At 59.0% G+C, this 14,924-nt stretch carries 10 protein-coding genes and 2 pseudogenes; 7 read left to right on the top strand and 5 right to left on the bottom strand.

The window, feature by feature from the left end; translation table 11 throughout:
* Positions 1-355: 355 nt before the first annotated feature.
* A complete protein-coding gene (locus CES87_RS25460; RefSeq protein ID WP_128608288.1) occupies positions 356-2,029 on the top strand; it encodes a DEAD/DEAH box helicase in 1,674 nt (557 codons plus the stop codon).
* 100 nt (positions 2,030-2,129) lie between these two features.
* Here CES87_RS25460 and CES87_RS25455 read toward each other — a convergent pair.
* Positions 2,130-2,896: pseudogene (locus CES87_RS25455) on the bottom strand (class III extradiol ring-cleavage dioxygenase).
* Positions 2,897-2,998: 102 nt separating this feature from the next.
* Between CES87_RS25455 and CES87_RS25450 the strand changes: the two are divergent.
* The gene (locus tag CES87_RS25450) at positions 2,999-3,655 is read left to right on the top strand and encodes a thiopurine S-methyltransferase (protein ID WP_128608287.1); all 657 of its coding nucleotides are present in this window, start codon (positions 2,999-3,001) and stop codon (positions 3,653-3,655) included.
* A 179-nt stretch (positions 3,656-3,834) separates the two neighbouring features.
* On the opposite strand, the gene htpX is transcribed toward CES87_RS25450, so the two are convergent.
* Both htpX and CES87_RS25440 read right to left on the bottom strand, forming a co-directional pair.
* Positions 3,835-4,725 (bottom strand): protease HtpX, encoded by an 891-nt coding sequence (htpX, locus tag CES87_RS25445; RefSeq protein WP_128608286.1) that lies wholly within the window; start codon positions 4,723-4,725, stop codon positions 3,835-3,837.
* Positions 4,726-5,042: 317 nt separating this feature from the next.
* Entirely contained in the window at positions 5,043-6,254 is a 1,212-nt protein-coding gene (locus CES87_RS25440; protein ID WP_128608285.1) for a pyridoxal phosphate-dependent aminotransferase, read from the bottom strand.
* A 226-nt stretch (positions 6,255-6,480) separates the two neighbouring features.
* Between CES87_RS25440 and msrB the strand changes: the two genes are divergently transcribed.
* The 3 genes from msrB (at position 6,481) to CES87_RS25420 (ending at position 8,073) form a co-directional block, all read left to right on the top strand.
* Positions 6,481-6,876, top strand: coding sequence for a peptide-methionine (R)-S-oxide reductase MsrB (msrB, locus tag CES87_RS25435; protein ID WP_128608284.1), 396 nt, complete (start codon positions 6,481-6,483; stop codon positions 6,874-6,876).
* 253 nt (positions 6,877-7,129) lie between these two features.
* The gene (locus tag CES87_RS25425) at positions 7,130-7,615 is read left to right on the top strand and encodes a glutathione peroxidase (RefSeq protein ID WP_128608283.1); all 486 of its coding nucleotides are present in this window, start codon (positions 7,130-7,132) and stop codon (positions 7,613-7,615) included.
* Entirely contained in the window at positions 7,612-8,073 is a 462-nt protein-coding gene (locus CES87_RS25420) for a MarR family winged helix-turn-helix transcriptional regulator (protein ID WP_128608282.1), read from the top strand. The genes CES87_RS25425 and CES87_RS25420 overlap by 4 nt, the downstream gene beginning before the upstream one ends.
* Here CES87_RS25420 and CES87_RS25415 read toward each other — a convergent pair.
* On the bottom strand, positions 8,057-10,378 hold the full coding sequence (locus CES87_RS25415) for an ATP-binding protein (RefSeq protein ID WP_178081482.1): 2,322 nt from the start codon (positions 10,376-10,378) through the stop codon (positions 8,057-8,059). The two genes, CES87_RS25420 and CES87_RS25415, sit on opposite strands and share 17 nt — an antisense overlap.
* Before the next feature lie 166 nt (positions 10,379-10,544).
* Here CES87_RS25415 and CES87_RS25410 point away from each other — a divergent pair, with 166 nt between their 5' ends.
* Both CES87_RS25410 and CES87_RS25405 read left to right on the top strand, forming a co-directional pair.
* Positions 10,545-11,435, top strand: a complete 891-nt coding sequence (locus CES87_RS25410) for an ATP-binding protein (protein WP_128608280.1) — start codon at positions 10,545-10,547, stop codon at positions 11,433-11,435.
* Positions 11,432-11,913, top strand: a pseudogene (locus tag CES87_RS25405) (GAF domain-containing protein). Before CES87_RS25410 ends, CES87_RS25405 begins: the two are co-directional and overlap by 4 nt.
* 14 nt (positions 11,914-11,927) lie before the next feature.
* Here the strand turns inward: CES87_RS25405 and CES87_RS25400 are convergent.
* Entirely contained in the window at positions 11,928-14,879 is a 2,952-nt protein-coding gene (locus tag CES87_RS25400; RefSeq protein WP_128608279.1) for an HD domain-containing phosphohydrolase, read from the bottom strand.
* Between the last annotated feature and the right edge of the window lie 45 nt (positions 14,880-14,924).

Raw genomic sequence — 14,924 nt, 5'->3', positions numbered from 1 at the left:
TAGCGCCATCGCCCGCAGGCTGGGCCTTTGAAAAATAGACGCTTGCAGGATTATCCGCAAAGCCTGTGACAGAACGCCGTATGCGGGAGTTTTGCGTTAAAAAAAGGCTCCCTTTTTCAGCAAATTCCGGTATAGTGCGCGCCGGCCTTTAGCCGGGCCGCGTTTAGGTAGAGCAATTCCCCGAAGTCAGCTTCGGCTGCACGTCCGTACTGCGGACTCTTCCTTGACGATTCTTTTCATTCATTCGTTTTCGCAAATCCCCGCCGACAAAGCTGCCAGGGCGACTCTTGAGTCTCAACACGGCACGCGCAGCTTTGGAGCATGGGTCTTTGCGGATGCACTTAGAGGCAGACCCATGACCCAGGAAACCGGCGGCTTCGCCGCTTTTAATCTTAATCCGAATATTCTTGCAGCTGTCATTGCGACCGGCTACGAAGAACCTTCGGCTATTCAGCAGCAATCGATCCCGATCATCATGGCCGGCCAAGACATGATTGGCCAAGCGCAAACCGGTACGGGTAAAACCGCCGCGTTCGCCCTGCCGATCCTGCATCGCATCGATCCTGCCAAGCGCGAGCCGCAAGCCCTGATCCTGGCCCCAACTCGTGAGTTGGCGCTACAAGTTGCAACCGCTTTCGAAACCTACGCCAAGCAAATGCCAGGCGTGACTGTTGTGGCTGTCTACGGCGGCGCGCCGATGGGCCCACAATTGAAAGCTATCCGTAATGGCGCACAGATCGTTGTCGCCACTCCGGGCCGTCTGTGCGACCACCTGCGTCGCGACGAAAAAGTTCTGGCGACCGTGAACCACCTGGTTCTCGATGAAGCAGACGAAATGCTCAAACTGGGCTTCATGGACGACCTGGAAGTCATCTTCAAGGCCCTGCCTGCAACCCGTCAGACCGTATTGTTCTCGGCTACCCTGCCGCAGTCGATCCGTGCCATTGCCGAACGCCATCTGCGCGATCCGCAACACGTGAAGATCCAGACCAAGACTCAGACCGTTACCGCGATCGAACAGGCTCACCTGTTGGTTCACGCTGACCAGAAGACCTCGGCTGTATTGAGCCTGCTGGAAGTGGAAGATTTCGACGCGCTGATCATGTTCGTGCGTACCAAGCAAGCGACCCTGGACCTGGCCAGCGCCCTGGAAGCCAAAGGCTACAAAGCCGCTGCGCTGAACGGTGACATTGCCCAGAACCAGCGTGAGCGCGTGATCGACTCCCTCAAGGATGGCCGTCTGGACATCGTTGTAGCGACCGACGTTGCCGCTCGTGGTCTGGACGTTCCGCGCATCACTCACGTGTTCAACGTTGACATGCCGTACGATCCAGAGTCCTACGTTCACCGTATCGGCCGTACCGGCCGTGCCGGTCGCGAAGGTCGTGCGCTGCTGCTGGTGACTCCGCGTGAGCGCCGCATGCTGCAAGTGATCGAGCGTGTAACCGGTCAGAAGGTTGCTGAAGTTCGCCTGCCGGACGCTCAAGCCGTTCTGGATGCACGCATCAAGAAGCTGACCAACAGCCTGTCGCCGCTAGTGGCTGATGCCGAGTCGACTCACGGTGATCTGCTCGATCGCCTGACCGCTGACATCGGTTGCAGCCCGCGTGCCCTGGCCGCAGCCCTGCTGCGCAAGGCTACGAACGGTCAAGCGCTGAACCTGGCCGCTATCGAGAAAGAGCGTCCACTGGTGCCGAACAACGCACCGCGTGGCGATCGTCCAGAGCGTTCCGGTGATCGTCCTGAGCGTGGTGATCGCGAGCGTCGTGCTCCGATTCCGCTGGCCGAAGGTCGTGCTCGTTGCCGTACCGCGCTGGGTGCGCGTGATGGTATCGCTGCCAAGAACCTGCTGGGCGCCATCCTCAACGAAGGTGGTCTGGCGCGTGAAGCCATCGGTCGCATCCAGGTGCGTGACAGCTTCAGCCTCGTCGAGCTGCCGGAAGATGGTCTGGAGCGTCTGCTGACCAAGCTGAAGGACACTCGCGTTGCCGGTAAGCAGTTGAAGCTGCGTCGCTACCGCGAAGATTGATCCGCTCTCGGGCTGATTGATCGAACATAAAAAATCCCCGACTGGTTCGGGGATTTTTATGCCTGATCGTTCCACGCTGTGGGAACGATCATTATGGAAATTATCCGAAGCGGTAAATATCCATGCCCAGCGCGCCCATGGTGAAACCCTGGTGGGCAACGCTGAAATCTCCCCCGGCGCTGCGGGCAAAGTACAGCGGCAGCAAATGCTCATCGCTGGGATGGTTGCGCACGGCGTTCGGTGCTTGCTGACGATAATCGTGCAAAGCCGCTTCGTCGTTGGCCACAAGTTTTTCGATCATCCAGTCGCGGAACGCCTGCGCCCAAGGCTCGACGCTCTCAGGGCCGGCATGCCAATCCAGTTCCCGCAGGTTGTGGGTAATGCTGCCGGAGCCGATCAATAACACGTCTTGTCCACGCAGGCTCGCCAGGGCATGGCCGACGCGCGATTGTAGGGCGGGGCCACCGCGGGTTGGTAGGGAAACCTGGACAATCGGAATATCAGCCTGCGGATACATCAATGACAAGGGCACCCAAACGCCATGGTCTAATGGCCGCTGGGTGTCGATGCGGGCGGGTAGATTTGCTGCGTTCAACAGCTCGACAACCACTGCCGCCAGTTGGGGGTCGCCGGGTGCCGGGTATTGCACTTCGAACAGCGCCCTTGGAAAGCCACCGAAGTCATGCCAGGTTTCGGGCCGGGGTTTGCGCTTACCAAGAGTTCATGGCTTTCCCAGTGCGCGGAAACAATCACGATGGCTTTGGGTTTCGGCATTTCTGCCGCAAGGCGAGCGAGGGCCGGCCCGCTGGCGCCGGGTTCCAGGGCAAGCATCGGGGAGCCGTGGGATATGTACAGGCTGGGGAACATGTATGAGCTCCTGAGAGTTAAGATGGCACCATCTTCAGTCAGATCATTGATCTAAATCTAATATAAGTTTTAGGGTGTTTTGATCGAATTTCGGGGTTATTTATGCAGCCGGAGTTTTGGCACAAGAAGTGGGCGTCGAATCAGATCGGCTTTCACCTGCCGCAGGTGAACCCTTATCTGCAACGGTTCTGGCCACAGCTGGGTCTGGAGGAAAGTACGCGGGTGCTGGTGCCGCTGTGCGGCAAGAGCCTGGATCTGTTATGGCTGGCGCACTGCGGGCATGAGGTTCTCGGTGTCGAATTGTCGGAGAAGGCCGTGGAGGACTTCTTCAGTGAGCATCAATTGGACCCGGCCGTCAGTGAGCAAGGAGCTTTCAATGTCTATCGGGCAGGCTCTATCGAACTTTGGTGCGGGGATTTTTTCGCGTTGACGGCGGGCGACGTCGCCGACTGCTCCGCGCTTTATGATCGCGCCGCACTGATTGCGTTGCCGCCGCCGATGCGCGAGCAATACGCGGCGCATCTGAACCGGATTCTGCCCAAGGGCTCTCTTGGGCTGTTGATCACCCTGGACTACGATCAGACACAAATGTCCGGACCGCCATTTGCCGTGCTCGATGATGAAGTGCAGCGGTTATTAGGGGTTTCGTGGGGTTTGAAAGTCCTGGAGGATCAGGACGTTCTGAGCGAGAGCGGGAAATTTCTGGAGGCGGGTGTCACTCGGCTTGAGGAGCGCGTGTATCGGGTATCCAGCCGCTAATTTGTGTGGAATGTTTCGGCCCTATCGCGAGCAGGCTCACTCCCACATTGGATCTGTGTTGTATGAAAATCCATTGTAGGAGTGAGTCTGCTCGCGATGGGGACAGACTGATCCCCAGGATTCAGTAGACAAAAAAAGGCCCGCATCACTGCGGGCCTTCTTGTTTACCTCGCAACCTCTCAGCCGCGGCGGCGCGCCAGCGCGTCGATACGTTCTTCCAGCGGCGGGTGGCTCATGAACATGCGGGCGAACCCTTGTTTGATGCCACCGTTGATGCCGAAGGCATTCAGGGTGTCGGGCATATGTACCGGCAGGCCTTGTTCCGCACGCAGGCGTTGGAGGGCGCCGATCATCGCGGCGGTACCGGCCAGGCGAGCGCCGGCTTCGTCGGCACGGAATTCCCGTTTACGCGAGAACCACATGACGATGGCGCTGGCCAGGATACCCAGGACCAGTTCGGCGAAAATGGTTGCCACGTAGTAGGCGATGCCCTGGCCTTCTTCGTTCTTGAAGATCACCTTGTCGACAAAGTTGCCGATGATCCGTGCGAAGAACATCACGAAAGTGTTCACCACACCCTGGATCAACGCCAGGGTCACCATGTCGCCGTTAGCCACGTGGCCGATTTCGTGGGCCAGGACGGCTTTCACTTCGTCCGGTGAGAAACGCTCGAGCAAGCCCTGGCTGACCGCGACCAGTGCGTCGTTCTTGTTCCAGCCGGTGGCGAAAGCGTTCGCCTCATAGGCCGGGAAAATCCCGACTTCGGGCATCTTGATCCCGGCTTCCCGGGACAATTGCTCGACGGTTTGCAGCAGCCATTGCTCGTGACGAGTACGTGGCTGGGTGATGATCTGGGTGCTGGTGCTCATCTTCGCCATCCACTTGGAGATGAACAGCGAGAACAGGGAACCGGCGAAACCAAAGACCGCACAGAAAATCAGCAGCTGATTAAGGTTGAGATCAACCCCGTTGGCCGCCATGAACCCGTTGAAGCCGAAAAGGCTCAGGGTGATGCTGGCAATCAGCACGACCGCCAGGTTAGTGGCCAAAAACAGCAGGATGCGCATCATGGTTGTAGAAATCTCCTTTTGCTAAAAATGTAGCGTACTGCGGGGTATATAAGGTGCTGCACCGGGGTATTCAACCGGGTGACTATTTCAAACTGTGTCCTACGGCAAAAGCTTAGCTGCTTGCAGGGCATTTCCGATGGCGAACAGGGAAGTGTTTGTAGGACTAAAGAACGCCCCGGGCCCCTGTCGTTGTTAGACGTGAGCAGGCAACGTGTTATCGCTCAGGGACCTGGGGGCAGGGATCGGTAGGGCGCAAGCATGTGTTGCTGAATGAATCACCGTGCGACGAGTGTTGGCGTCGCACGGTGACAGGTCACCTATTGGCGATAGGATTTGAGGAAGTTGCCGATGCGTCCGATGGCCATGTCCAGGTCATCGACGCGTGGCAGGGTTACAACGCGGAAGTGGTCCGGCCATGGCCAGTTGAAGGCCGTGCCTTGCACCACCAGCAGCTTTTCGGAGAGCAGCAGGTCGAGGACGAATTTCTCGTCGTTGTGGATAGGGCAGACTTTCGGGTCGATGCGCGGGAACGCATACAGTGCGCCCATCGGCTTGACGCAGCTCACGCCCGGAATGTCGTTGAGCAGTTCCCAGGTACGGTTGCGCTGTTCCAGCAGGCGTCCTGCCGGCAGCACCAGATCGTTGATGCTCTGATACCCACCCAGCGCGGTCTGGATTGCATGCTGGCTCGGCACGTTGGCACACAGGCGCATGTTGGCCAGCATGTCGATGCCTTCGATGTAGCTTTGGGCGTGGTGTTTCGGGCCGGAAATCGCGATCCAGCCGGAACGGAAACCGGCGACGCGATAGGACTTGGACAGACCGTTGAAGGTCAGGCAAAGCAGGTCCGGCGCCAGGGATGCGGTGCAGATATGCACGGCATCGTCGTAGAGGATCTTGTCGTAGATCTCATCGGAAAACACCACCAGATTGTGCTGGCGGGCCAGTTCCAGCATGCCCAACAGGACTTCTTTGGAGTACACCGCACCGGTCGGGTTGTTCGGGTTGATGATTACCAGCGCCTTGGTGTTCGGGGTGATCTTGGCCTTGATGTCAGCCAGATCCGGCCACCAGTTAGCCTGCTCGTCGCACAGGTAGTGCACCGGATTACCACCTGACAGGCTCACGGCTGCGGTCCACAGCGGGTAGTCCGGCGCCGGCACCAGCACTTCGTCACCGTTGTTGAGCAGGGCCTGCATCGACATCACGATCAGCTCGGAAACGCCGTTGCCCAGGTAGATGTCTTCAATGCCGACGCCTTCCACCTGCTTTTGCTGGTAGTACTGCATGACGGCCTTGCGCGCGCTGAACAGGCCCTTGGAGTCGCTGTAGCCTTGGGCTGTCGGCAGGTTGCGGATCACGTCCTGGAGAATTTCGTCCGGCGCTTCGAAACCAAATGGCGCCGGGTTGCCGATGTTCAGCTTGAGGATGCGGTGACCTTCCTCTTCCAGGCGCTTGGCGTGCTTGAGCACTGGGCCGCGAATGTCGTAGCAGACGTTGGCGAGCTTGTTCGATTTGCTGACCTGCATGGCGATGTGTTCCCGAAAATGAACGATCCAGGCGGCGTGTGAACAACCGTACTGGGAATCCTGCGTAATCACACAGGCCTGGCGCCTTGAGAGGCAGCACCCATAAATCCGTTTGAATGCGCGTGGTCTGGCTGCCAGACTGGCGTTTGACGAGGCGCAATCATACGTGCCGCCCGATCAGTGGAAAAGATACAGATCGGGCTTTTTCAGCCGCCGAGGTGTGATGATGGAAAAGTTGGAAAAAACCCTGGAAGAATGGAAAGCCATGCTCGACCCCGAACAGTACAACGTGTGCCGGCTCAAGGGCACCGAGCGCCCGTTCTCCGGCAAATACAACGACAGCAAGGTCGACGGTGTCTACCACTGCATCTGCTGTAACGAGCCGCTGTTCGATTCCAGCACCAAGTTCGATTCCGGCTGCGGCTGGCCGAGCTTCTACGCGCCGATCGGCGACAGCGCCATGGTCGAGATCCGCGACATCAGCCACGGCATGATCCGCACCGAAGTGGTCTGCGCCAAGTGCGATGCGCACCTGGGGCACGTGTTCCCGGACGGCCCGCCACCTACCGGCCTGCGTTACTGCATCAACTCGGTGTGCCTGGACCTGGTGCCGCGCGGCTAACCAGCATTTTTTATCAGGGCCACCTCAATTCCTGTAGGAGCCGGCTTGCCGGCGAAGGCGTCTCCATTGGCGATGCAAGGCTCAAGGCCGCCTTCGCTGGCAAGCCAGCTCCTACAAGGGGCGGGGGATGAATGGAACATTTGCGGCTGACGCAACAGTTTGCGGCGTGGATCGGAATATCGATTCATTAAATTGCACACAATTCAATTGTTCGCTATGTTTGTCTGATCTTCCTGAGTTTGGAGCCTTCACCATGAGCGACAACCTGCTGAGCATTCCGTGCACCACCATCAAGGGCGAGCAAAAGACCCTGGCGGATTTCGCTGGCAAAGCCGTGCTGGTGGTCAATACCGCCAGCAAATGCGGTTTCACCCCTCAGTACAAAGGCCTCGAAGAACTATGGCAAACCTACAAGGATCAAGGCCTGGTGGTGCTGGGCTTTCCCTGCAATCAATTCGGCAAGCAGGAACCGGGTAATGAAGGGGCGATCAGCGAGTTCTGCGAGTTGAACTACGGCGTCAGTTTCCCGCTGTTCAAAAAGATCGAGGTCAACGGCGCCAGCGCCCATCCGCTGTTCGTGCAGTTGAAAAAGCGCGCACCGGGTGTGCTCGGTTCCCAGGGCATCAAGTGGAACTTCACCAAGTTCCTGATTGGCAAGGACGGCCAACTGGTCAAGCGTTTTGCCCCGGCGACCAAGCCGCAGGACCTGAGCCGCGAGATCGAAGCCCTGCTCAAATGAACACCCTGTCCGTCGATTCGCTGAACCTCGACAGTCAGCTTTGCTTCAAGCTGTACGCCGCTTCCCGGGCGGTGATCCGTGCCTATAAGCCGATGCTTGATCAACTGGGCCTGACATACCCGCAATACCTGGCGATGCTGGTGTTGTGGGAATGGCAGGAGTCAGCGCCGGAGCAGCCGACCGTCAAGGCTCTGGGCGAGCGCCTGGCGCTGGATTCCGGCACGCTGACGCCGTTGCTCAAGCGTCTTGAGCAATTGCAACTGGTTCAGCGTCAACGCTCGGCTCGGGATGAACGAGAGGTGCACTTGAGTCTGTCACCAACCGGTCTGGCGTTGCGCGATCAGGTCGGGCCGTTGAAGGCCCGACTGTTGTGCGACAGCGGCGTGGATCTGGATCGCCTGAATCAGTTGCGCGACGGCCTGGATCACCTGTTGGGGCAAATCAAGGCACTGTCGTAGCGGGTATCCATACATCCAGCAGCGCAGCCAGTTCTTCCCGACGCAAAGGTTTGGCCAGGTAGTCGCTCATACCCGCCGCACGACAGCGTTCGCGTTCCTCGGACATGGCGTTGGCGGTCAGGGCGACAATAGGCAATTGCGGCCAGCGTCCGCTGCGGCGGATTTGCCGGCTGGCTTCATAGCCGTCCATCACCGGCATGTTGCAGTCCATCAACACCAGATCGAATTCGCTGCTTTCCAGCTGATCCAGTGCCTCGACACCATGAGCGGCGATGATAACCTCGCATCCGAGTTTGCCGAGCATGCCCTTGGCCACCAGTTGATTGACCGGGTTGTCCTCGACCAGCAGTACCCGCGCGCGGCGTTGCGGGGATTGGGTGTCGATCCGGGAGTCGTTGATGGTGGCGATTTCCGGTTGCAGGACGCGCCGTAAGGTCTGGTGCAGCGCATTGCGCGCCAAGGGGCGAGCCTGCTGCTGCAAGGGGGCGAGGGCGTTGGCTTGTTCGCTGGGCATGAAACTGCCGTAAGCGGTCACCAACAAAATTGGCGCAGTGATGGTGGGGCGCAGATTGAACAGGCATTCAGGGCAATCGGTAATCAGCACATCGGGATTCAGGCCGATCAATGGGTCGTCGATGGCGCGTTGCTGATAGTCCAGCCCCCAACCGGGCAATACGCTGCCGAGCAGTTCCGCCAGGCCGCTGCTGGCGGAGGTGATGGCGACGACCTTGCCCTGTAAAGACGACGGGGCGAGGGCCCGAGTGTGGCGGGGCAGTGGCAGTTGCGCGCAGAACTGGCTGCCGAAACCGGCCTCCGAACTGATGGTCAGGCGTCCTTGCATGGCTTCGCAGAGATTGTAGGTCAGCGCCAGGCCCAACCCGGTGCCGCCGAATTGCCGGGTAATCCCGGCACCGGCCTGGGTAAAGGGCTGGAAGATCTTGACCTGGGCGTCCTGGGGGATACCGATGCCTGTGTCACAGACATCGATTCTGACGCCGTCACCGAATGCCGACAGGCGCACATCGACTCGCCCGAAACGGGTGAACTTGAGGGCATTGGACAGCAGGTTGCTGACAATCTGCCGGACCCGGGTCGGATCGCCCAGCACCAGTGCCGGGAACTGCGGATCGATCAGGCAGGTGAGCTCTACGCTGGGTGCAGCATTCTGCGACAGCAGGTTGGCGGTGTCTTCGACCAGCGAGCCCAGATCGAACGGGATGTGCTCGAGTTCGAGCTGACCGGCATCGAATTTCGACAAATCGAGAATATCGTTGAGCAATTCCACCAGCACCTTGCCCGAGTCATGGGCAATGGACAGTTGTTGCTGTTGCTCGGCATTCAGCGGTCCGTCAAGTGACAGCGCGATCATCCCCAGCAGGCCATTCAGGGGCGTGCGGATTTCATGGCTCATGTTGGCCAGGAACACCGAGCGCGCTTCGGCCATGTCCAGTGCGGTACTGCGGGCAACTTCCAGCTCCTGATTGGATTGGCTGAGCCGGGCGTTGATTGCCTTGAGTTCGGCGGTGCGCGCCGAGACGATGTTTTCCAGCTGGCTGAGGTAATCGGTCAGGCGGTTTTCCGCGTTGCGTCGCTGCTGGATTTCGGTGGCGACGTTTTCGAATTGCTGGTTGGCGACTTTTACCAGTACGCCGATCTCATCGTTGGTGTGTCCTGCCGGACATTCCAGAGAGGTGGGTTCAACGCTGTTCGAATCGCGGCCGCTGAGTTCGCGGATAACCCGTACTAATGGTTTGGTCAGCATCGCATAGAACAGCGCCAGCAGGATGCCGGTCAGGATCAAACTGCGGGCGAAGCCGTTGAGCAAAGTCACTTCGGCGCGACGCAGGAATCGATAACCGAATGAGTATGTGTCGACTTCCAGCCGCAGTGTGCCGAGGGATTCGTTCGGAAAGTGGTTTAGATAGAGGCGGTCTTCGAATTGCCGGTCGGCACCGAACAGCAGGTCGCTGAGCACGCGATAGCCGCTTTGCAGGCCGGGGCGCTTGACGTTGGCCAGCACGTTACCGTTGTTGTCGGTCAGTTTCGCGCTGATGATCGCCGGTGAGCGCAGAAGGCCCAGGGTCAGTTCCTGAGCGAGCTCGGCGTCGATGTTGTAGGCGATGCGTGAGGCGGGGTTGTGGCTGATTTCCAGCAAAGAAAGGATTTCACGGTTGATGGAGGCGTCTTCACTGGCATAATCGATGCCTATTTGCAGTAGGCTGAGCAGCATGCCCAGAATGAAACCGACCAGCACGGTAAGCCGTGCCTGTTTGTAAGACAGCCGGTGGGTGAACTTGATATCCATGGGGTGTCGAACCACTTCCGTTTCCCTTCGCTGCTCAAGCATAGCCGATCATGCATGGATGCCGATGTTCTCGCGAGCCCGTGTACCGGGGCTTCGCCCGGTCATCGAACGCTGTGTTTTGTCGCTGTATTGTCATCATTACTGTGAACGTGCCCGAGGAGAAGACGTGGATTCCCGATTGAATGCTTTTCTTGAACGCGCCGATGCCGTTCTGGCCCGTATCGAGCCGCTGCTGCCCACCCCTCGGCAAGCCATCGACTGGACAAACTGCCTGGCTGCACGCTGGCAGCGCGAGGGGCGCAGCGGATTTCTGCTGCCGCTGGAAGTCAGCCTCGACATGCGTCTGTCCGACCTGATCGGCGTCGACCGGCAAGTGGAGCAACTGGGGCGCAATACCCAGCAGTTTCTTGACGGCATGCCGGCCAACCACGCTTTGCTCTGGGGTTCGCGCGGCACCGGTAAATCGTCGTTGATCCGCGCCCTGTTGGCCGAGCACGCCAAGGCTGGTTTGCGCCTGATCGAGATCGAGCGCGATCACCTGGCGGACTTGCCGCGGGTGGTCGAACAGATCGCAACATTGCCCCAACGTTTCGTGCTGTTTTGCGATGACCTGTCGTTCGAGTCGGGCGAGGGCGACTATCGCGTACTCAAAAGTGTACTCGATGGCTCCCTCGAACAGGCACCGGACAACGTGTTGCTGTACGCCACTTCCAATCGTCGCCACTTGGTGCCGGAAAAGGAAAGCGATAACGAAAACTGGAAAAGGGTCGATGGCGAATTGCACCCTAGCGAGGCGGTGGAAGACAAGATCGCCCTGTCTGATCGCTTCGGCCTGTGGCTGTCATTCTACCCGTTTACCCAGGAACACTTCCTCAACGTCGTCGAACACTGGATCGGTCAACTGGCCGACAAGGCCGGCCTGAAGTGGCAACGCACCGAAGAGCTGGACATCCTCGCGGTGCGCTGGGCCACGGGGCGCGGCAATCGTAACGGACGTTGTGCGTATCAATTTGCCCGCTATTGGGTCGGGCTGAAACTGTTGGAGCGCAAGGCATGATCGATTTACACAAGAGCGGCCAGGGCCTCGAAGGCTACGGCATGCTACTCGCGCAGCTGGAATCACTGCTGGCGGACGAGCGGGATTTCATCGCCAACGCCGCGCAGTTTTCGGCGTTTCTGTTCAATCAACTCGATGATTTGAACTGGGCCGGTTTCTACCTCAATCGCAACGAAGAACTGGTATTGGGTCCGTTCCAGGGGCAGATCGCCTGTGTGCGGATTCCATTTGGTCGGGGCGTGTGCGGAACGGCGGCAGCGACCTTGCAGACGCAGTTGGTCGAAGACGTGCACGCGTTCCCGGGCATATCGCGTGTGACAGTGCGTCGAACAGTGAGCTGGTGGTGCCGCTGGTGAAGAACGGTCGCCTGATCGGTGTACTGGACCTCGACAGTCCGAAACTGGCGCGCTTTACCGCGCAGGATCAGGCAGGTATCGAGCAACTGGCGGCGATTTTCCTGCGCCTGACCGATTGCTGATTGCTGATTTATGATCACGCCGACAGCCCGGCCTTGATCAGCAGGACTGATGTGTCTACCGCATCGATCTGCCGTGGATCGAGGAAACGCTCGGCGTACTGCAGATAGATGTGCGCCTTGATGAACAGCCCGAACAACTGCGGGTCGATGTGGGCATCCCGGCACATGGTGGCCATGATGCCCAGTGCCTCGCTCAATGACTTGGCTTTTTTGTAGGGTCGGTCGGCAGCGGTCAGCGCTTCGAAAATATCGGCAATCGCCATCATCCGCGCCGGTAGGCTCATGTCCTCACGCGTTAAGCGTTTGGGATAACCGGTGCCGTCCATTTTTTCGTGGTGGCCGCCGGCGATTTCCGGGACGCTGCGCAAGTGGCCGGGGAAGGGCAGGTGGTTGAGCATCAGGATCGTCTGCACCATATGGTGATTGATGATGTAGCGCTCTTCACTCGTCAGGGTTCCGCGGCTAATGCTCAGGTTATAGAGTTCGCCGCGGTTGTACTTGTAGCGCGGAACATCGAGTTTGAACCCCCAGGGATTGTCCGGCGCAATCAGTTCGGTTTCGGCGCGTTCGAACAGATGCTCGGGTTTGTCCGTCAGCAACGACTCGGTGACCGGTAGTATCGGTGCCGGGGTGCGGGCCTGACGCCGGTTCTCTTCCCAGGAAACACCCAACCGGTCATCCAGGGTTCGCGTCCAGGTGCGCTGACCGATGCTGCGCAGGCGCTGCAGGTCGCTCTCAGCCATGGCCTCGCCGCCGAGATTGCAGCGGGCAATGAAGGCAAATTCATCGTCCAGTTCGCCCAGAGTGGCATTACGCAGCTGCGCCAGGTGCTGCTCGTCGCCACCCTGGGCGAGCGCTTGCCAGAATCTGATCCACGCATCGCGCTTGAGCACTTCGAAACGGGTGCGGATTTCGTGGATGCGGTCGTTCAGGGTTTCCAGTTTCGTGGCTTTATCAACGACGTATTCCGGGGTGGTGATCTTGCCGCAGTCGTGGAGCCAGGCGGCGATGTACAGTGACTCCCATTCATCTTCGGTGGGTTGGTAGCCGCTGAAGGCCGGGTCTTTGCTTGCCGCCGCGGCCCGGGCAAGCATCAGGGTCAAGGCCGGCACGCGCTGGCAATGCCCGCCGGTGTAAGGGCTCTTGGCGTCAATCGCACTGGCCAGTAGCTTGATGAATGCGTCCAGCAGTTGTTTCTGCCGGGCTTGCAGACGTTGACTTTCGATACTTACCGCAGCCGCACCGGACACGGCCTGCAGAAACGCAATACGGTCCGGACCGAGCTTTTCCATATCGCTCTGGTTACCGCTGTCGGCCAGCAGAAATACCAATAGACCCACGGTTTCGTTATGCCGGTTGTGCAAACGGATGCCGATCAGATGAACCCGAGGACATTTCAGTGCGAGGAGCACTTTCTGCAGGTCCCCGGCCTGCTCAAAGCCCAAATTGCTGACGACATTGTCGGCGGTCTTCAACTGCTGCAGCCAGGCAGGGCTCTGTGGGTTCTGAAACTCGTGGGCCTGGATATCGAACGACGTCAGGGCCTGCGCATTCTCGTTGATGACCAGGCCGTGGGGCTCCATGCGATCGCCGTCACCTTCGCGCAGGTAGATCAGGCCGGCCTGGGCCTGGCCGATTTTCACGGTTTCAAACAACACCCGTTCCAGCAATGGGGCAAATCGGGTTTCGGCGCTCAGGCTGTCGGTGATCTGGAAGAAGCTCGCCAGAGTGTCTTTCGTACGGGCCATCGACACGCTCAGTTGGTCGACTTCGAGCACCAGGGAGCGACGGGAGAGCGGCACGTTGAATTCGAAACTGCGAATCGCATCCACTTCCCGCACCAGTGCACGCAGGGGCTTGACCAAAATTCGCGAGGTCAACCAGCCCAGCGGCACGCACAACAGCAACGTCGCCAGGGTAATCAGCGCACCTTGCCGGCGCATGCGGTAGGCATCGACGAGCAATTCATCTTCCGGCACCAACATCGCCAGTTGCAATCCCTGAGGGCCGCCTTCCTGCATGCTGCTGAGGGCCACGATCCATTGGCGACCGCCGGCATTCAGGCGATTGCCTTCAGGAGGGCTGTTGAGTAGCGCACCCAGACTGGGGTTCAGGTCGGCGGCCTTGATCAGGCGGGCGGTCTGATCGTCGATGATCAATCGGCTGGCGTCGGGGTAGGCGATGGCATTGCCCTGGGCATCGAACAGCACGATTTCGGTGGCGGGAGTCACCACATGTTTGGCCAGGGTGGCACTGAGTTCGGCCAGGGTCAGGTCTGCGCCCATCACGACCTGCTCGCCACTGCGCCGTGCCAGGGTGGTGCCGATGTTGTGGGTGGAGAAAAAAATATAGGGTTCGGTAGTGATCTGATCATGATCATGATCGCGGTTGGCGCTGGTGAACCAGGTGCGACTGCGCGGATCGTAGGAGTCGCCCGGGTTGTCCTGACGACTGATGAAGGCCAGGTCCTGATCGAAAAACAAGAATTGGGAATGCGTCTGGCCGCTACTGTTTCGCTCGATGCTCCACACTTGATAAGCCGCTGTCTGCGGGGCCTTGAGTAGCGTTTTCAGGGAGGCGGTTCGCAGAGGACGAACCATGAAAAAATCACCATTGCCGTAGCCCAGGTACAGCGACGCCAGATCAGGGTTGTCCGTGAGCGACTGGCTGAAGGGTTTGAGCATCGCCAGGCGTTGCTCCAGATCCGGCGTCTGGATCGCTGGGTTGAGAACCAGCAAGCTCAGCAGGTGACGAATCGGTTCGTAAGTAGCTTTTAAATCGAGGCGCACATCTTGCTCGATGCGATTGAAGAGCTTCTCGCTGCTGGACAGGATGATCTGAGTGGTTTGTCGATAATTGAAAATGCCCAGCACCACCCCGGTCAGCAACAGCAGGACGGTGAACATCACGCTGATATGAACGTGCAGGGGAAACTGCCGTTGATCCGGGCGCAGTGGGCTGGGCATGCAGGTCACTCCGTGATGGTTAACACACTGCTCAGCGTCAAAGCA

The organism is Pseudomonas sp. ERMR1:02 (genome assembly GCF_002277815.1).
Classification (GTDB): Bacteria; Pseudomonadota; Gammaproteobacteria; order Pseudomonadales; family Pseudomonadaceae; genus Aquipseudomonas.
The sequence above is the reverse complement of the archived record's forward strand: the minus strand, read 5'-3'. Positions and strand labels throughout refer to the sequence as shown.